This is a genomic window from Massilia rhizosphaerae, from assembly GCF_016093545.1.
Taxonomy (GTDB): domain Bacteria; phylum Pseudomonadota; class Gammaproteobacteria; order Burkholderiales; family Burkholderiaceae_D; genus Telluria; species Telluria rhizosphaerae.
Genome location: NZ_JADKYX010000023.1, coordinates 83,923 through 101,668 on the forward strand (window position 1 = coordinate 83,923; position 17,746 = coordinate 101,668).

Sequence of the window (17,746 nt, forward strand, 5' to 3'; positions counted from 1 at the left end):
CAAGCGCTGGCGGGGCACACATCAGCCAGGCAGCGCCACGGTGCCGACATAGCCCGCCGGCAGCGCCAGCGGCCAGCTGGCGAACGCGGCCAGGCGCGCAACCTCGTCGGCTCGCCACTCCGCCAGCGCGAGCCCGCAGCACTTGAACCTCGCTTCGCGCCCGCTCCACGCGCGCGCGAACGCGGCGGCGCGCGCGGCGTCGGGCAGGTGGGCCAGCGCGGCCGCGCATGCGGGGCCGAGGTAGTCGTAGGCGACGGCGTGCCAATCCGGGATGTCGGCCACGCGCATCACGTCGATGCCGACGGCGCCGCCGTCAAGGCGCAGCGCGGCCACGGACAGGTCACCGTCGTGGCTGATCGACAGGGGGATGCGATGGTCGTCGAGCAGGGCATACGGCGCTTCGCCCGGGGCGCCGCCCAGCCGGATCGATGTCGAAGGGACGCCGGCCGCTTCCGCCAGCGCGTCCAGCAGCGCGGCGCGGATCGTGCGGCGGGCCGTCGCCCGGTCGGGCTGGCCGCGCACGCCGACGATGCATACGGACGACGGCGCGGCCCGCTCGCCTGCCGGCGCGACGAACCGGCCATCCGCCCACCAGCGGACGGGCAACTGGTCCATCACACCCGCTGCGGCGCCGCCGGCAAGCCGTTCCAGCCGGTCGCGGCCGGGATGTGCTCGCCCTTCATGACGAGGGTCAGCGGGCCGATGCGGGCATTGTCCCCGACCTTCGCGCTGTACAGCACGGCGCTGCGGGGCCCCATGTACACCTTGCTGCCGATCTCGACATGATCGATCTTCATCACCCGGTCCTCGAACAGGTGCGTCTGCGGGCAGGACAGCGCATTGAGTTCGCTGTGGTCGCCGATCGTCACGCAGTCGAATTCCGTGATGTCCGTCGTGTCCATATAGACGCCGCGGCCGATGCGGCAGCCGAGCAGGTTGAACGCGATCGGGAGCCACGGCGTGCCGCGCAGGTAGCGCATGAAGTTGGGCACGGCGATGCCTTCGTACATATTCGTCACGCCTTCGGACAGCCAGACGAACGGCGTCCACATCGGCTCCGCCCGCTTCTGGTAGCGGCCCAGCAGCAGCCACTTGAACGCGAGCACGAACAGGTAGTTGCCGATGCCGTAGGCGAGGCCGACGAGGGCCATGTCCCAGATCACCTCGCTCCAGCGGCCGGCGCCGGCGATCGGCATCAGGTCCAGCACGACCGTGTAGCCGACGGCGATGACGACGGCGTGCGGTGCGACGATACGAAACGCTTCGACGAGGGCGCGGCCCAGGCGGCGCTGCGGCGACGGGCGGTAGGTCAGGTGTTCCGGATACCCGCTGGTCTGTTCGCGGGCCGGCAGGTGGAGGGGCGGCGAGCCCAGCCAGGTGTCGCCGCCCGTCATGCGCTCGTTGGCCGGCGCATGCGTGTGCACGCCCACGAGCACGCCTTCGGGCAGGATCGTGCCGTCCGGGATATAGCTGCCGTTGCCGACGAAGCTGCGGTTGGACACCACCGTCGGTTCCATCGTCATCCAGCCGCCGTCGATCTGCTCGTCGCCCAGCATGACGGCGTCGGCGATGAACGTCTCGTCGCCGAGGGTGAGCATGTCGGGGACGACGCCCAGCGCCGTCGAGATCTCGGCGTCGCGCCCGACCTTCGCGCCCAGCAGGCGATACCAGAACGGCGCGAACACGGTCGCGTAGATGCCATGCAGGACGTTCAGGCTCGATTCCTGGATGTGGCTTACCAGCCATTTCTTGCAGTACGTGTTGCTGTGCACGGCCGAACGGCCCGGCATCATGCGGGGCAGGAAGCCCCAGCGGATGGCGGCCGAGATCAACATCGTCAGCGCGATCAGCACGGCGGACGCCGGCAGGGCCAGCACGAAATAGCGCAGCAGCTGGCCCTGGATCGAATTCTGTGCCAGCACGGGCAGGGTGCCCCGTTCGTCGAACCAGTCGATCAGCACGAAGCTGGGGAAGACGGGCATGAAGAACAGCGTGGCGACGAGCAGCATGCCGAACATGAAGAACAGGCCCTCGCCCATGAGGCGGACGCGGCTGACGGCCGGCCGCGGCGGCAGCGTGGACGGATCGAACGCGCCGGCGTCGCGCGCAGGCGAGCCGCTCCAGATGCGGCCGTCGGGCACGCTTGCCCCGTCCTGCAGCGCGGACTGGCCTTCCAGGTGGCCGCGCCGGCCCACGCGGGTATTGCCTTCCAGGATCGCATACGACGACACGCAGGCGTCGTCGTCGAGTGCGATCCGGCCGAGGATCAGGCGGCCCCGTTCGACGCGCGCATTTTCGAAATTGGCGGCATTGCCGATGCTGACGTTGTCGCCGATGTCGAGCAGGTCGGGCGCGCGGATCGTCAGCGAGCCGATCACGACGTCCCGTCCCACCTTCGCGCCCAGCAGGCGCAGGTACCAGCCGTACAGCGACGAGCCGGCCAGCAGATAGGTCGGGGCGGACTCGACGAGGCGGTCGGCCAGCCACCAGCGGAAATACGTGCGGCCCCACAACGGGTACACGCCCGGCTCGAGGCGCCCCGCGACGAGCCACTTGCCGCCGATCGCGAACACGAATTCCAGCAAGGTCGCGAGCAGGAACACGACGATCGACAGCGCGATGGCGCGCGGCACCGAGTCGCCCGGGTCGCCCGTGAAGAAGTGGTAGGTGAAGAACGGCGCCAGCCACTGCGCCATGCGCAGCGTGATCAGGACGGGGACGGTGGCCAGCTGGGCCACGCCGCACAGCCAGCGGCGGGTGCTGTCGGGCGGCGTCCAGTCGGGTTCGACGGCGGCCGTGCCGGCGGCCTGGTCGAGGCTGGACGCGATCGCGCCGATCTGCCGCTGCGAATAAATGTCGCGCACGGTCACGTGGGCGAAACGGGGATCGGTGCGCAGCGCGGTGGCGAGGCGGGCGGCGAAGAACGAGTGGCCGCCGAGGTCGCTGAAGAAATCCAGCTCGCGCCGGATCGGCTGGCCCGGGAACAGCGTGGCCAGCGCCGCGAACAGCGCTTCCTCGCCCGGCGTCTCGGCCACGTCGGAGTCGGCCGGATCGCTGGGCAGCGGGGCCGACAAGGCCATCGCCTTCAACGCCTTGCGGTCGATCTTGCCGGACGTCAGGCGCGGCATCACGGACAAGCGCTCGAAGCGGCTCGGCACCATGTACGGCGGCAGCGTGCCGGACAGGGCGCGGCGCAACGTGGCCGGCGCCAACTGTTCGTCCGTCGCGCCCGCGGCCGGCACGACGTAGGCGACGAGGCGGTCGATGCCGTCATCCTTGCGCAACAGCACGGCCGTCGTGCCGACGCCTTCCTGCTGGGCGAGCTGGGCTTCGATCTCGCCCAGTTCCACGCGAAAGCCGCGGATCTTGACCTGGTCGTCCGTGCGGCCCAGGCACACGACCTGGCCATCCGGCTCGATGCGCGCGAGGTCGCCCGTGCGGTACAGGCGCGGATCGTCAGGGCCGGAACGCCAGGGATTCGCGAGAAATTTCTCTGCCGTGAGGTCGGGACGGCCGAGGTAGCCGGCCGACAGCCCCGGCCCGATGATGCACAGCTCGCCCGTGTCGCCGCGGGGCAGGATCTGCAATCCTTGCGCCGTGTCGGTCGAGATGACGAGCAAGCCGTAGTTCGGCAACGGGGTGCCGATCGTGATCAGGCGGCCCGGCTCCAGGCGCGCGAGGCTGGCCGACACGGTCGCTTCCGTGGGGCCATAGGTGTTGAACATCTGGCGGCCCGGCTTGGAGAACCGCTCGACCACGGTCTCCGGGCACATTTCCCCGCCGAGGTTGATGATGCGCAGGCTGGGGACGTCGTCGGCGAACAGGGCCAGCAAGGTCGGCACGGCGTGCAGCACGGTGACGCCGTGTTCCGCCAGCAGCCGGGGCAGGGCTTCCGGATCGCCGGCCGTCTCCTTGGGGCCGATCCACAGGGTGGCGCCGACGAGGTAGGAAATCCAGATTTCCTCGAACGACATGTCGAACGCGACCGAAAACCCCTGGTAGACGCGGTCGGACGCCGTCACGCCCAGCACTTCGTTCTCGCTGCGCAGGAAATGGCAGATGCTGCGCTGGTCGATGAGGATGCCTTTCGGCTTGCCCGTCGAGCCCGACGTGTAGATGACGTAGGCCGGCGCGTCGCCGGAGACGGCGCCGCGGCGGCGCACTTGATAACCGTCGGGCGCGGGCGCGAGCAGGGCCTCGGCCGTGTGGATGGGTTGGCCGACGGGGCCGAGGCGGTCGCGCATGCGTTCGCTGCTGACGAGGGCGGGCGAACCGGCGTCTTCCATGCACACGAGCAGGCGGTCGACGGGCGTGTCCTCGTCGATGGGCAACCAGGCGGCGCCGGCCTTGGCGATGGCGGCCTGCATGACGAGCAGGTCGATGCCGCGCGGCATCCACAACCCGACGATGTTGCCCGGCTGGATGCCGGCGTCGATCAGGCGCGACGCGGCCAGGCTGGCCTGTTCGTCGAGTTCGCGGTAGGTGAGGCGGCGGTCGCCCGCCATGAGGGCAAGCTGGTCCGGCGCGCGGCGCGCGCTGGCCTCCAGCAGGTCGGCCAGGATTTCGTCGCGCAACAATTCCGGTTGGTGCGGACCATAGAGGACATCGGAATGCCGTGTCAGAGAAGAGATATCGTTCATCAACGGCGACAGTTGGGGTTGGTCGTGTGATTTTTCAAGGCAAAAATGGCAATATTGACGGCCACATGCGCGTAGGCCTCTCATTGTAACGGCCGGGCGGGGTGTCGGTTTTTTTCATCGGTGTGTCCTGGTTTCGGGCGTTTTTGATGTGCATCAAAGAGCGCATCCGCCGCAATTTCATAAAATTGCCTTAAATCAACTATTCCTCCGGAAATCTAGGAGCCACGCGTGCGCACCAACCTGCCCGTCACGGGCATCGAATACCCGTTGCAGGACGGCCAATCCATCGTCTCGAAGACGGATACGAAAGGCCGCATCGTCTACATCAACCCGACCTTCATCGAGGTCAGCGGCTTTGCCGAGGAAGAACTGATCGGCAAGGCCCACAACATCGTCCGCCATCCGGACATGCCGCCGGAGGCGTTCTCCGACCTGTGGGAAACGCTCAAGACGGGCGAGCCGTGGACGGGCATCGTGAAAAACCGCCGCAAGAACGGCGATTTCTACTGGGTGGTCGCGAACGTCGTCCCCATCAAGGAAGCCGGCAAGACGGTCGGCTACATGTCCGTCCGCACCCGCCCGACGCGCGAGCAGGTCGAGCAGGCCGAGGCCATCTACCAGCGCATGCGCGCGGGCCGGGCCCACGGCCTGGCCATCCGCCGCGGCGCCGTCGTCCGCACGGCGTGGTGGGCGCGCCTGCTGGACCTGCGCACCTTGCCGCTGGGCCGGCGCCTGGGACTCATGATGAGCGCGCAGGCCATCCTGATGCTGGCGCTGGCCGCCGTCACGCACGCCTGGGGCTGGCGCATCCTGGCGCTGGCCGGCGCGGCGCTGACGCTCCTCGCCTGGGCCGAATTGCAGCGCGCCATCGTCGCGCCCATGCAAAAGGCGCTGGACGCCGTCTACGCGCTGGCCGGCGGCGACCTGTCGCGCATGCCGGAACGGGGGCGCGACGACGAGATGGGGCGCCTGATGCTGGCGCTGCGCCAGTTGAACGTCAACCTGACGGCGATCGTGGGCGACGTGCGCGCCAGCGTCGTGTCGATCGAGGCCGCCACGCGCGACATCGCCGAAGGCAACCACGACCTGGCGCGCCGCACGGAAGCGCAAGCGGCCAGCCTGGAGCAGACGGCCGCGAGCCTCGCCCACATCGCCCAGGCCGCCGGCCAGAACACGGACGGCGCGGTGCGCGCCGACAGCCTCGTGGGCATGGCGTCGAAGGTCGCCGGACGCGGCGGCGACGCCGTGCAGCAGGTCGGCAGCACGATGGGCCAGATCAGCGGGTCGGCCACGCGCATCGTCGACATCATCGGCCTGATCGACGGCATCGCGTTCCAGACCAATATCCTCGCGCTCAATGCCGCGGTGGAGGCGGCGCGCGCGGGCGAGCAGGGCCGCGGCTTTGCCGTCGTGGCGGGCGAGGTGCGCAGCCTGGCCCAGCGTTCGGCCGGGGCGGCGAAGGAGATCAAGGCGCTCATCGAGGATTCCGTGCACAAGGTCGGGCAGGGCAATGCGCTGGTCGACGCGGCCGGCCAGACGATGCGCGAAGTCGTGGCCTCCGTGCACGACGCCGCCACCATCATGAGCGGCATCACGCAGGCGTCGCGGACGCAGAACGAAGGCATCGCGGAAGTGAACGCGACGTTGGCGCAACTCGACGGGATCACGCGCGAGAACGCGAGCCTCGTCGAGGAGTCGGCGGCCGCGTCGACGAGCGTGGCGGAGCAGGCGGAGCAGCTGGGACTGGCACTGTCCGTCTTCAAGCTCAAGCGCTGAGGCGGGCCCGGGCTACCAAACCCTGGCTCGGAGATTTTTGATGCAAGTCAAGGATTTGGCGAGACCGCCTCAATAAACTCGACCTATGTTTCCCGCCGTAGGCAAGGAGTTCCCCAAGATGTTCGACGCAGTCCCCGCCACCCCCGCCGCGCCGGCCGACCTCGCGGTCCAGGGCGCCGTCGAATTCGACGCCGACCTGATCGCGCGGCTGAGCCGCAACGGGCCCCGTTACACATCCTATCCGACGGCGGACCGCTTCAGCGAATCGTTCGGCTACCGCGACTTCCTGCACGCCGTGGCCGACCTGCGCACGCGCGGCGGCGCGAAGCCGCTGTCGCTGTACCTGCACATCCCGTTCTGCGACACCGTCTGCTACTACTGCGCCTGCAACAAGATCGTCACGAAGAACCGCGACAAGGCCGTCACCTACCTCGGCTACCTGAAGCGCGAGGCGGAGATGCAGGGCCGGCTGTTCGCCGGCATGAACGAAGTCGAGCAACTGCATCTCGGCGGCGGCACGCCCACTTATCTGTCGGATGCGCAGATGGAGGACCTGATGGCGCACCTGCGCCGCTGCTTCCGGTTCGCGCCGGACGCCGTCGGCGAGTATTCGATCGAGATCGATCCCCGCACCGTGTCGGCCGAGCGCGTGCACAGCCTGCGGCGCCAGGGATTCAACCGCATCAGCCTCGGCGTGCAGGACTTCGATCCGGACGTGCAGTGCGCCGTCAACCGCGTCCAGCCCGAGGCCCAGACCCGCGCCGTCATCGCCGCCGCGCGCGCCGCCGGGTTCCGCTCGGTCAGCATCGACCTGATCTACGGGCTGCCGAAGCAGACGCCGGACACGATGCGCGCGACGCTCGACAAGGTGATCGCGGCCGCGCCCGACCGCATCGCCGTGTACCACTACGCCCACATGCCGCGCCTGTTCAAGCCGCAGCGCCGCATCGACGAGGCCGACATGCCGGACAGCGACACGAAGCTGCGCATGCTCCAGCTGTGCATCGAGCGCCTGACGGCCGCGGGCTATGTCTACATCGGCATGGACCATTTCGCGCGGCCGGACGACGACCTCGCCGTCGCGCAGGGCCAGGGCCGCCTGCACCGCAACTTCCAGGGCTATTCGACGCATGCGGACACGGACCTCGTGGCCTGCGGCGTGTCCGCCATCAGCGCCGTCGGCGCCACGTACAGCCAGAACGTCAAGACGCTGGACGCCTATTACGATGCGCTCGACCGCAACGAGCTGCCGGTGGCGCGCGGCGCGCGGCTGTCGATGGACGACGTGCTCCGCCGCAGCGTGATCCAGAAGCTGATGTGCCAGTTCGAGCTGTCCGTCGATGCCATCGAGCAGGCGTTCCCGATCGTCTTCCACGCGTATTTCGCCCGCGAGATGGAGCAACTCGAGGCGCTGGAACGCGACGGCCTCGTGGAGCTCGGACCGGACTGGATCACCGTCACGACGAAGGGGCGCCTGTTGATCCGCAACGTGTGCATGGTGTTCGACCGCTACCTGGCCGAGCGCGGGCCGGCGAGCCATTCGAGGACGGTGTGACGGCATGATCGCCGCCCTGTTTCCCGTGTTCGTCGTCGGCCTGCTGGGCAGCGTCCATTGCGCGGGCATGTGCGGGGGGATCGTCGGCGCGTTGTCGGTGGCCCCGACGGTCGGACGTCCCGTGCCCATCCCGGTGGTCGCCGCGCGGCCGCAAGTCGGGAGCGTCCTCGCCTACAATGCGGGGCGGATCGGCAGCTACATGGTGGCCGGCGCGCTGGCCGGCGGCCTCGCGCAGGGCGCGCATGCGCTCGCGCGACTGCCGGCGCTGCAGGCCGGCGCGTACTGGCTCGCGAACCTGATGCTGGCCGCGCTGGGCCTGTACCTGATGGATGCCTGGCGCGGCCTCGCCTACCTCGAGCAGGGCGGCCGGGTCGTGTGGCAGGGTGTGCGTCCGCTGCTGCGCAAGGTCGGGCCGCTGGACCGCCCCAGCCGCATGTTCGTGGCGGGCGGCGTGTGGGGCTGGCTGCCGTGCGGGATGGTCTACAGCGTGCTCGTCACCGCGATGCTGAGCGGTTCGGCCGGCGGCGGCGCGCTCGTGATGCTGGCCTTCGGGCTCGGCACGCTGCCGATGCTGCTCGGCCTGGGCCTGCTGGGCGCGCGCCTGCGCGGCTGGCTCGCGAGCCCGCGGGTGCGGTTCGCGTGCGGCCTCGTCGTGCTGGGCTTCGGCGTGCTGGGCCTCGCCCGTGCCGCCGGCGGCCTGCCGCACGGCTGGGTGCAGGACCTGTGCCTGACGCCGGGGGCGCGATGAGCACCGCCTGCATCGACGCCGACGCCTGTTACCACTGCGGCCAGAGCGTGCCGGCCGCCAGCCCGTGGACGGCCGACGTCGACGGCGCCACGCGCGCCATGTGCTGTCCCGGCTGCGCGGCCGCGGCCCAGGCCATCGCCGACGCCGGCCTCGCCGACTACTACGGCAGCCGCACCGCGTTCGCGCCCCGCGCCGACGCCGGCGCCGACGCGGCCGACCTGCGCGCCTACGACGAGGCGGAGTGCGGCGGCGACGCCGTCTTCACGATCGAAGGCATCCGCTGCGCCGCGTGCGTGTGGCTGATCGAGCGGCGCATGGCGGCGCTGCCGGGCGTGGCGGAAGCGCTGCTGAACGTGGCGACGGAACGGCTGCACGTCCGCTGGGACCCGGACGCCTGCCGCACGAGCGACATCCTCGGCGCGCTGCGCGCCATCGGCTACACCGCGTATCCGCTCGATGCGCAGCGCCAGGCCGCGCACCTCGACCGCGAGCGCAAGACGCTGTTCCGCCGCCTGTTCGTGGCGGGCCTGGCCATGATGCAGGTGATGATGTACGCGTTCCCCGTCTACCTCGCGACGGACGGCACGATGGATGCCGACATGCGCGCGCTGATGCACTGGGCCGCGCTGCTGCTGACCGCGCCGGCCGTCGGCTATTCCGGTTGGCCGTTCCTGCGCGGCGCCTGGCTCGACCTGCGCCGCGGCGTCGCGGGCATGGACGTGCCGGTGGCGCTGGGCATCCTCGCGGCGTTCGGCGCCAGCGTCGCCGCCGTACTGCGCGGGCGCGGCGAGGTGTATTTCGATTCGATCACGATGTTCGTGTTCCTGCTGCTGGGCAGCCGCTACCTGGAACTGGACGCGCGCCGGCGCGCCGCGCGCGCGCTCGAGGGCCTGCAGCGCGCAGCCCCGGCCACGGCGCAACGCATGCCCGGCTGGCCGGACGCGCGCGCGACCGAGACCGTCGCCGCCGGACGCCTGGCGCCGGGCGACCTCGTGCTCGTGGCGCCCGGCCAGGCCGTGCCGGCCGACGGCATCATCGTCGAGGGCGAGACGGCCGTCGACCTCGCGCTGCTGACCGGCGAAAGCCGCGCGCGCGGCATGGGGCCGGGCGCGCAACTGCCCGGCGGCGCCGTCAACGTCGCGCAGGCGATCGTCGTGCGCGTGACGAGCAGCGCGCGCGACAGCACGCTGGCGCTGCTGGTGCGCCTCGTCGAGCGCGCGGGCCAGAACAAGCCGGCGCTGGCGCTGTGGGCCGATCGCGTCGGCGCCTGGTTCGTGCTCGCGCTGCTGGCGCTGACGGTCGTCGTGTTCTCCGCGTGGCAGTTCATCGATCCGGCGCGCGCGTGGCCGGCGGCGATCGCGGTGCTGGTCGTGTCGTGTCCGTGCGCGCTGTCGCTGGCGACGCCGACCGCGCTGGCCGCCGCCACCGACCGCCTGCTGCGCCGCGGCGCGCTGGCCGTCAAGCCGCACGTGCTGGAAACGCTGGCGCGCGCGACGCACGTCGTGTTCGACAAGACGGGCACGCTGACCTACGGCCACCCCGTGCTGGCGCAGACGACGACGGTGAACGGCACCGGCCGCCGCCTGGCGCTGCAGCTGGCGGCCGCGCTGGAAGCGGGCAGCGCGCACCCGCTCGCCCAGGCCATCCGCGACGCGGCCGGGCCGGTCGCGCTGGCCGCCGGTATGGCGCACCAGGTCGTGGGGCAGGGCGTCGACGGCGAGATCGGCGGACGCCGCTACCGCCTCGGCAACGCCGCGTTCGTGGCCGGCATCGTGGGCTGCGACGCGCCGTGCGGTCCCCCGGAGGGCGGCACGGCCGTGTGGCTGGGCAGTACCTCCGGCTGGATGGCGCGCTTCGACCTCGTCGACGAGCTGCGGCCGGAGGCGCGCGACGTCGTGGCCGGCCTGCGCGCGGCCGGCAAGACCGTGGTACTGCTGTCCGGCGACGACGACGGCGCCACGCAGGACGCCGCCCGGCGGCTCGGCATCGCGCATGCGCTGGGCCAGCAGCTCCCGGAGGACAAGCTGAACGTCGTGCGCGGCCTGCAGGCCGAAGGCGCGGTCGTGGCGATGGTCGGCGACGGTGTCAACGACGCGGCCGTGCTGTCCGGCGCCGACGTGTCGTTCGCGATGGGACAGGGCGCCCAGCTGGCGCAGCTGCACGCCGATTGCGTGCTGCTGGGCGAGGGCTTGCGCCCGCTGGCCGCCGCGCTGGACACGGCGGGGGCCACGTTGCGCGTGATCCGCCAGAACCTGGGCTGGGCGCTGGTCTACAACGCGGCGGCGATTCCCGCGGCCGCATGCGGGTTGCTGAATCCGTGGCTGTCGGGGGCGGGGATGGCGGCGAGTTCGGCGCTCGTGGTGCTCAACGCGCTGCGCCTGAGGAGGGTGTGAAGATGGAAGCCTTGTACCTGCTGGTGCCGATCTCCGTGATGCTCGTCGCGTTCGCGGTGTGGATCTTCTTCGGGGCGGCGGACAGCGGGCAGTTCGACGATCTCGAAGGGCCCGCGCTGCGCATCCTCAGCGACGACGACGATTGATCACATGCTCGGGCCGCGGCCGGTGCGCCGTTCGTGCTCGATGCGCTCCTGGCAGGCGATGCACGTGCGTACGGTCGGCGTGGCCAGCAGGCGCGCTTCCGGAATCTCGCGCCCGCACGATTCGCAGACGCCGATCGCGCCGGACCCCAGGCGGCCGAGGGCGGCGTCGATCTCGTGCAGCAGGTTCGTTTCGTGCTCGGCCAGGTGTTCCTCGTTATGGCTGAGCATCTCGCCGGCCGGCGCGTCGTCGTTCTGGCCCATGTGCGCGTTGGGCGCGATGGCCGGGCGGTCGTCGGTGTCGCCGTCGGTGCGCGCGCGCACGGCGGCCAGCACTTCCGCGCGGCTCTTGCTCAGGCGCTTGCCGAGTTCCTCGTGGAGTTGGGGTGAGATTGGCGGCATGGTCGTGGTCCTTTTCCTTGTCTCGTCGTCGGTCAGTGTGGCGGGCCAATCGCGCGTCATGTTTGACGCAGGTCATATCGCTCTTTCAATCGCCAGTCTGCTTTCAGCAACACGGAGGAAGCGGCACGCTTCTTCTTTGACCCAATCTGGACTTTTTGATTCACATCAAGGATTTTGAACCCCCAGAAAACCTACTCTGACGGTGTCATCTTTCTCATCATTCAGGGAGTGCACCTTGGACAGCAGTCTAAACTATAACTACAAGATCGTGCGCCAGTTTGCCATCGCCACCGTGTTCTGGGGTGTCGTCGGCATGCTGGTGGGCGTGTGGATTGCCGCTCAGCTCGCCTGGCCGGCATTGAACTTCGACATCCCGTGGCTGACCTACGGCCGCCTGCGGCCGCTGCACACGAACGCCGTCATCTTCGCGTTCGGCATCTGCGGCCTGTTCGCCACGTCGTACTATGTCGTGCAGCGCACGTGCCAGGTCCGGCTGTTTTCCGACAAGCTGGCGGCGTTCACGTTCTGGGGCTGGCAGGCCGTGCTCGTCAGCGCGGTCATCACCTTGCCGATGGGTCTCACGCGCGGCAAGGAATACGCCGAGCTGGAGTGGCCCATCTCGATCCTGATCGCCATCGTGTGGGTCACGTACGCCGTGGTGTTCTTCGGCACCATCGTCAAGCGCCGCGTCCAGCACATCTATGTCGCGAACTGGTTCTTCGGCGGGTACATCCTCGCCGTGGCCATCCTGCACATCGTCAACGGCATGTCGATGCCGGTCTCGCTGTTCAAGTCGTACTCGATGTACGCCGGGGTGCAGGACGCGATGATCCAGTGGTGGTACGGCCACAACGCCGTCGGCTTCATCCTGACCGCGGGCTATCTCGGCATGGTGTACTACTTCATCCCCAAGCAGGCCGAACGCCCCGTGTATTCGTACCGGCTGTCGATCGTGCACTTCTGGGCGCTGATCTTCACGTACATGTGGGCCGGCCCGCACCACCTGCACTACACGGCGCTGCCCGACTGGACGCAGTCGATCGGCATGGTGTTCTCGCTGATCCTGCTGGCGCCGTCGTGGGGCGGCATGATCAACGGCATCATGACCCTGTCCGGCGCCTGGCACAAGCTGCGCTCGGACCCGCTGCTGAAATTCATGATCGTGTCGCTGTCGTTCTACGGCATGGCCACGTTCGAGGGCCCGATGATGTCCATCAAGACCATCAACTCGCTGTCGCACTACACGGACTGGGGCATCGCCCACGTGCACGGCGGCGCCCTGGGCTGGGTCGGCTTCATCACGATGGGCTCCCTGTACTACCTGATCCCGCGCCTCGCGGGCAAGAAGCAGATGGCCAGCATGGCGCTCGTCGAGACGCACTTCTGGCTCGGCACCATCGGCATCGTGCTGTACATCGCCTCGATGTGGATCGCCGGCGTGATGCAGGGCCTGATGTGGCGCGCCGTGAACCCGGACGGCACCCTGACGTACACCTTCGTCGAAGGCGTCAAGGCGACCTATCCGTACTACGTGATCCGCTTCACCGGCGGCCTGATGTACCTGTCCGGCATGTGCCTGATGGCGTACAACACGTGGCTGACGATGCGCGGGACCAAGTCGGTGGACGCGCGCATCCCGGCGCTGCCGTCGCATCACACCCGGCCGCAAACGGCCGCCGTCCCGGACCATGCTTGAGCAGGAGAGCACAATGAAATTCACCCATGAGTGGATCGAGAAGAATCCCTGGCTGTTGATCGGCCTCATCCTCGTCGTCGTGTCGTTCGGCGGCCTCGTCGAGATCGTGCCGCTGTTCTTCCAGCATTCGACCACGGAGCCCGTCGCCGGCCTCAAGCCGTATTCGCCGCTGCGCCTGGCCGGCCGCGACATCTACATCCGCGAAGGCTGCTACAACTGCCACTCGCAGATGATCCGCCCGTTCCGCGCGGAGACCGAGCGCTACGGCCACTATTCCGTCGCCGGTGAATTCGTCTACGACCACCCGTTCCAGTGGGGCTCCAAGCGCACCGGCCCGGACCTGGCGCGCGTGGGCGGCCGCTACTCGGACGAGTGGCACCGCACCCACCTGGACAACCCGCGCGACGTCGTGCCGGAATCGAACATGCCGGGCTATCCGTGGCTCGCCAGGAACAAGCTGGATCCCCAGTCCATCGTGCCGAAGATGCGCGCGATGCAGCGCCTGAACGTGCCGTACACCGAGCAAGAGATCTTGGACGCCCCCGCCGAACTGCTTGAGAAGACCGAGCAGGATGCGTTGATCGCCTACCTGCAGGGACTGGGCACGCAAATCAAATCGAGGAACTAGACATGGCCATCGACCACCTTTTCGAAGATGCGGGCCGCATCATGACGATCGTGAGCTTCGCCACCTTCCTGGGCATCTTCGCGTGGACCTATGTGCTGCGCAAGGAGCAGGACTTTGCCGCGACGGCGGCCATCCCGTTCGCGGACGACGACGTGGAGGACGATTATGTCTGACTTCACGAACGGCTTCTGGAACTGGTACATCTGCCTGATCACGGTGCTGGGCATCGCGGGCTGCGCGATCCTGCTGTGGACGCAGTCGCGCCACAAGGTGCGCCTCGACGAGGACGGCCAGCAGGAGAAGACGACGGGCCACGTGTGGGACGAGGACCTGACCGAATTGAACACGCCGATGCCGCGCTGGTGGATGGTGATGTTCTACCTGACCATCGTGTTCGGCGTGGGTTATCTCGTGCTGTATCCGGGCCTGGGCAGCTACGCGGGCCGGCTCGGCTGGGCCTCGACGACCCAGTACAAGCGCGAACTGGCGAAGGCCGACGCCGACTACGGTCCGCTGTTCGCGCAATACCTGAAGCGCGACATCAAGGACGTCGCGCGCGACCCGCAGGCCCACGCCATCGGCGAGCGGCTGTTCCTCACGTACTGCGCGCAATGCCACGGCTCGGACGCCCGCGGCAACAAGGGCTATCCGAACCTCACGGACAACGACTGGCTGTACGGCGGCGACCCGTCCGTCATCAAGGAGACGATCATGAAGGGCCGCCACGGCCAGATGCCGCCGATGGGCGCGGCGCTCGGGTCGGACACGGACGTCGAGAACGTCGCCCACTACGTGCTGAGCCTGTCGGGCGCGCCGGCCGATCCGATCAAGGTCGCCTTCGGCAAGCCGAAGTTCGCGGCCTGCGCCGCCTGCCACGGCGCCGACGCGCACGGCAACCAGATGATCGGTTCGGCGAACCTGACGGACAAGATCTGGCTGTACGGCGGCAGCCCCGAGACGGTGATGGAGACCATCCGCAAGGGCCGCAGCAGCACCATGCCCGCCTGGGGCGAATTCCTCGGCGAAGCCAAGGTGCACGTGCTGGCCGCCTACGTCTGGTCGCTGTCCAACACGCCCGGCGCGCAGCACGAGGTGGCCGAGCGATGAACGCGCGCGCGCCGAAGGAGGCGGTCATCAAGATGTACGCCGCGCGCCCGGACATCCATCCGCGCGAGGTGAAAGGCCCGTTCGCGACGTTGCGAGTGGCATGCGTATGGCTCACGCAGGCGCTGTTCTACGGCCTGCCGTGGCTGTCCATGCGGGGCCGCCAGGCCGTCCTGTTCGACCTCGGCACGCGTAAATTCCACCTGTTCGGCCTCGTGCTGTGGCCGCAGGACTTCATCTATCTGGCGGCCCTGCTGATCATCTGCGCCTACGGCCTGTTCCTCGTGACGGCCGTGGCGGGGCGCGTGTGGTGCGGCTACGCCTGCCCGCAGACGGTCTACACCGAGATCTTCCTGTGGATCGAGCGCCGCATCGAGGGCGACCGCAGCGCGCGCATCCGCCTCGACCGCCAGCCGTGGACGGCCGAAAAACTCGGCAAGCGCGGCGCCAAGCATTTCGCGTGGGGCGCGGTCGCGTTGTGGACGGGCTTCACGTTCGTCGGCTATTTCACCCCGATCCGGGCGCTGGGCGGGGCCGTGGCGAACCTGGGCCTCGGCCCGTGGGAAGCGTTCTGGATCCTGTTCTACGGCTTCGCCACCTACGGCAACGCGGGCTGGATGCGCGAGCAGGTGTGCAAGTACATGTGCCCGTACGCCCGCTTCCAGAGCGCGATGTTCGACCACGACACGCTGATCGTCAGTTACGACGTCGCCCGCGGCGAACCGCGCGGCGCGGCGCGCAATTCCGCCAATGGCGACTGCATCGACTGCTCGCTGTGCGTGCAGGTGTGCCCGACCGGCATCGACATCCGCAACGGCCTGCAGTACGAATGCATCGGCTGCGCCGCCTGCGTCGACGCGTGCACGGGCGTGATGGACAAGGTGGGCAAGCCGCGCGGCCTGATCCGCTATTCGACCGAGAACGCGCTGGCCGGCGGCTGGAACGCGCAGCAGATCCGCGCCCGCCTGCTGCGCCCGCGCACGATCGGCTACGGCATCGTGTTCCTGCTGATCTCGACCGGCCTGGGCACGGCGCTGGCGTTGCGCACGCCCCTGAAGCTGGACGTGATCCGCGACCGCGGCTCGATGGGCCGCGAAGTGGAGGATGGCCGCATCGAGAACGTGTACCGGCTGCAGCTGATGAACACGGACGAGCGTGCCCACAAGTTCCGCATCGCCGTGGACGGCATCCGCTCGGCCGAGATCGCAGACGACGACGACGTCGAACTGGACGGCGCCTCCGCGCGCGCCGTCCCGGTGCGCGTGCGCGTGGACCACGGGGCCGCGCACACGGGGTCCAACACGCTCGCGTTCACCGTCACGGCGGAGGACGACCCCGCGCTGCACGTGACCGAGAAGGCCGTCTTCATCGTGCCGCGCTGAACCACCACAAGGAGAAACCATGCACGCGACTTCATCGACCCCCGGGGGGGAACCCTGGTACACCCACCGCTGGCCGTGGTTCCTGATGCTCGGCCCCGTCACCGTAATCGTGGGCGGCGTATTCGTCACCTCGCTTGCGCTGCGCCACCCGGACGCGCTCGTCGTCGACGACTACTACAAGCAGGGACAGGCCATCAACCAGGACCTGCGCCGCGAGCGCGCGGCCGCCGCGCTGGGACTGTCGCTCCAGGCGCGGTACGACGCGCGCGCCGGCACGTTGGCCGGGCGCATCGTCGGCAAGACGGAGCCGTTCACGATCTACCTCGCGCACCCGACGCTGCCGCAGCGCGACCTGCGGGTGTTCGTGCGGCCGGCCGCAGACGGGTCGTTCACCGTGGCGCTGCCGGGGCTGGAACGCACGCACTGGCAGGTCGTCGTCGAGGGCGCGTTGCGCGACTGGCGGCTGGCGAAGGGATGGGACGGCGTGCGCGAACTGGACATCGCGGCCGACAAGCCTTGAGCGGCATTACAGCGTCTGGCCGAGGCGCTTTTCCAGCTGGACGCGGTAGGTGCGGCTGACCTTCGTGCGGCCGCCGTGCTTCAGCACCACGTCGAACTCGCCGTGCGAGATCGGTTCCAGGCGCACGATGCTCTCGATGTTGACGATGGCCGAGCGGTGGATGCGCACGAAGTGGGCGGGATCCAGTTTTTCGGCCAGCACGTGGATCGCCGCACGGTACAGCAGCGCTTTGCCGCCGATGTACAGGTTGACGTACACGCCGACGGCTTCGATCCAGTCGATATCCAGGGTCTTGACGAACTGCGTGGCGCCCGCGGATTTCACGACCAGCCGGTCCCAGCGCGCCGGGGCGGGGCCGGCCGCAGCCCGGCGTTCTTCCAGCCGCGCGAGGACGCGCCGCATGGCCGCCTCGAAGCGCTCGTCGCCGAATGGTTTCAGCAGGTAGTCGAGGGCGTTCGCCTCGAAGGCGCGGATCGCGTACTGGTCGTGGGCGGTGACGAAGACGGTGACGGGCATGCGGTCGGCGCCGACGGCGGCCACGACGTCCAGGCCGGACGGCCCGGGCATCTGCATGTCCAGGAACACGGCGTCGGGACGATGTTCGGCGATCATCGTCACGGCCGACGCGCCGTCCGCCGCTTCGAGGACGGCGGCGACGCCGTCCACCTTGCCCAGCAAGTCGACTAGGCGGCGCCGCGCCATCGCTTCGTCGTCGACGACGAGGACTTTCAACGGCGTGGCGGTCGGCATGGGCATCTC

Annotated in this window: 15 protein-coding genes; 11 read left to right on the forward strand and 4 right to left on the reverse strand. The window is 69.2% G+C overall.

The window, feature by feature from the left end:
- Window positions 1-21: 21 nt before the first annotated feature.
- Both ISF28_RS25965 and ISF28_RS25970 read right to left on the reverse strand, forming a co-directional pair.
- Window positions 22-615, reverse strand: coding sequence for a 4'-phosphopantetheinyl transferase superfamily protein (locus ISF28_RS25965; protein WP_198120071.1), 594 nt, complete (start codon window positions 613-615; stop codon window positions 22-24).
- Complete coding sequence (locus ISF28_RS25970) at window positions 615-4,640, reverse strand: Pls/PosA family non-ribosomal peptide synthetase (RefSeq protein ID WP_198120072.1); 4,026 nt, start codon at window positions 4,638-4,640, stop codon at window positions 615-617. The genes ISF28_RS25965 and ISF28_RS25970 overlap by 1 nt, the downstream gene beginning before the upstream one ends.
- A gap of 228 nt (window positions 4,641-4,868) precedes the next feature.
- Here ISF28_RS25970 and ISF28_RS25975 point away from each other — a divergent pair, with 228 nt between their 5' ends.
- The 5 genes from ISF28_RS25975 (at window position 4,869) to ccoS (ending at window position 11,258) form a co-directional block, all read left to right on the forward strand.
- A complete protein-coding gene (locus tag ISF28_RS25975) occupies window positions 4,869-6,416 on the forward strand; it encodes a methyl-accepting chemotaxis protein (RefSeq protein ID WP_198120073.1) in 1,548 nt (515 codons plus the stop codon).
- A 118-nt stretch (window positions 6,417-6,534) separates the two neighbouring features.
- Window positions 6,535-7,971: an oxygen-independent coproporphyrinogen III oxidase gene (gene hemN / locus ISF28_RS25980; RefSeq protein WP_198120074.1), complete on the forward strand. Its 1,437-nt coding sequence runs from the start codon at window positions 6,535-6,537 to the stop codon at window positions 7,969-7,971.
- A gap of 4 nt (window positions 7,972-7,975) precedes the next feature.
- A complete protein-coding gene (locus tag ISF28_RS25985) occupies window positions 7,976-8,719 on the forward strand; it encodes a sulfite exporter TauE/SafE family protein (protein WP_198120075.1) in 744 nt (247 codons plus the stop codon).
- Window positions 8,716-11,112 carry a heavy metal translocating P-type ATPase gene (locus ISF28_RS25990; RefSeq protein ID WP_198120076.1) on the forward strand — a complete coding sequence of 799 codons (2,397 nt, stop codon included), beginning with the start codon at window positions 8,716-8,718 and terminating at the stop codon, window positions 11,110-11,112. Before ISF28_RS25985 ends, ISF28_RS25990 begins: the two co-directional genes overlap by 4 nt.
- Before the next feature lie 2 nt (window positions 11,113-11,114).
- Entirely contained in the window at window positions 11,115-11,258 is a 144-nt protein-coding gene (ccoS, locus tag ISF28_RS25995) for a cbb3-type cytochrome oxidase assembly protein CcoS (protein ID WP_198120077.1), read from the forward strand.
- Here the strand turns inward: ccoS and ISF28_RS26000 are convergent, their stop codons facing one another.
- Window positions 11,259-11,657 (reverse strand): TraR/DksA family transcriptional regulator, encoded by a 399-nt coding sequence (locus tag ISF28_RS26000; RefSeq protein ID WP_198120078.1) that lies wholly within the window; start codon window positions 11,655-11,657, stop codon window positions 11,259-11,261. It abuts the gene before it with no gap.
- A 235-nt stretch (window positions 11,658-11,892) separates the two neighbouring features.
- Here ISF28_RS26000 and ccoN point away from each other — a divergent pair, with 235 nt between their 5' ends.
- From ccoN to ISF28_RS26030, 6 genes are read left to right on the forward strand one after another with little or no spacing between them, the layout of a single operon-like run.
- Window positions 11,893-13,353, forward strand: a complete 1,461-nt coding sequence (gene ccoN, locus ISF28_RS26005) for a cytochrome-c oxidase, cbb3-type subunit I (RefSeq protein WP_198120079.1) — start codon at window positions 11,893-11,895, stop codon at window positions 13,351-13,353.
- A 13-nt stretch (window positions 13,354-13,366) separates the two neighbouring features.
- Window positions 13,367-13,981 (forward strand): cytochrome-c oxidase, cbb3-type subunit II, encoded by a 615-nt coding sequence (ccoO, locus tag ISF28_RS26010; RefSeq protein WP_198120080.1) that lies wholly within the window; start codon window positions 13,367-13,369, stop codon window positions 13,979-13,981.
- A gap of 2 nt (window positions 13,982-13,983) precedes the next feature.
- Window positions 13,984-14,154, forward strand: a complete 171-nt coding sequence (locus ISF28_RS26015) for a cbb3-type cytochrome oxidase subunit 3 (protein ID WP_198120081.1) — start codon at window positions 13,984-13,986, stop codon at window positions 14,152-14,154.
- Window positions 14,147-15,088: a cytochrome-c oxidase, cbb3-type subunit III gene (gene ccoP, locus ISF28_RS26020; RefSeq protein WP_198120082.1), complete on the forward strand. Its 942-nt coding sequence runs from the start codon at window positions 14,147-14,149 to the stop codon at window positions 15,086-15,088. Before ISF28_RS26015 ends, ccoP begins: the two co-directional genes overlap by 8 nt.
- Window positions 15,085-16,467, forward strand: coding sequence for a cytochrome c oxidase accessory protein CcoG (gene ccoG / locus ISF28_RS26025; RefSeq protein WP_198120083.1), 1,383 nt, complete (start codon window positions 15,085-15,087; stop codon window positions 16,465-16,467). The genes ccoP and ccoG overlap by 4 nt, the downstream gene beginning before the upstream one ends.
- Before the next feature lie 19 nt (window positions 16,468-16,486).
- Window positions 16,487-16,987, forward strand: coding sequence for a FixH family protein (locus tag ISF28_RS26030; protein WP_198120084.1), 501 nt, complete (start codon window positions 16,487-16,489; stop codon window positions 16,985-16,987).
- Between the two features lie 6 nt (window positions 16,988-16,993).
- On the opposite strand, the gene ISF28_RS26035 is transcribed toward ISF28_RS26030, so the two are convergent.
- Complete coding sequence (locus ISF28_RS26035; protein ID WP_198120085.1) at window positions 16,994-17,737, reverse strand: LytR/AlgR family response regulator transcription factor; 744 nt, start codon at window positions 17,735-17,737, stop codon at window positions 16,994-16,996.
- Between the last annotated feature and the right edge of the window lie 9 nt (window positions 17,738-17,746).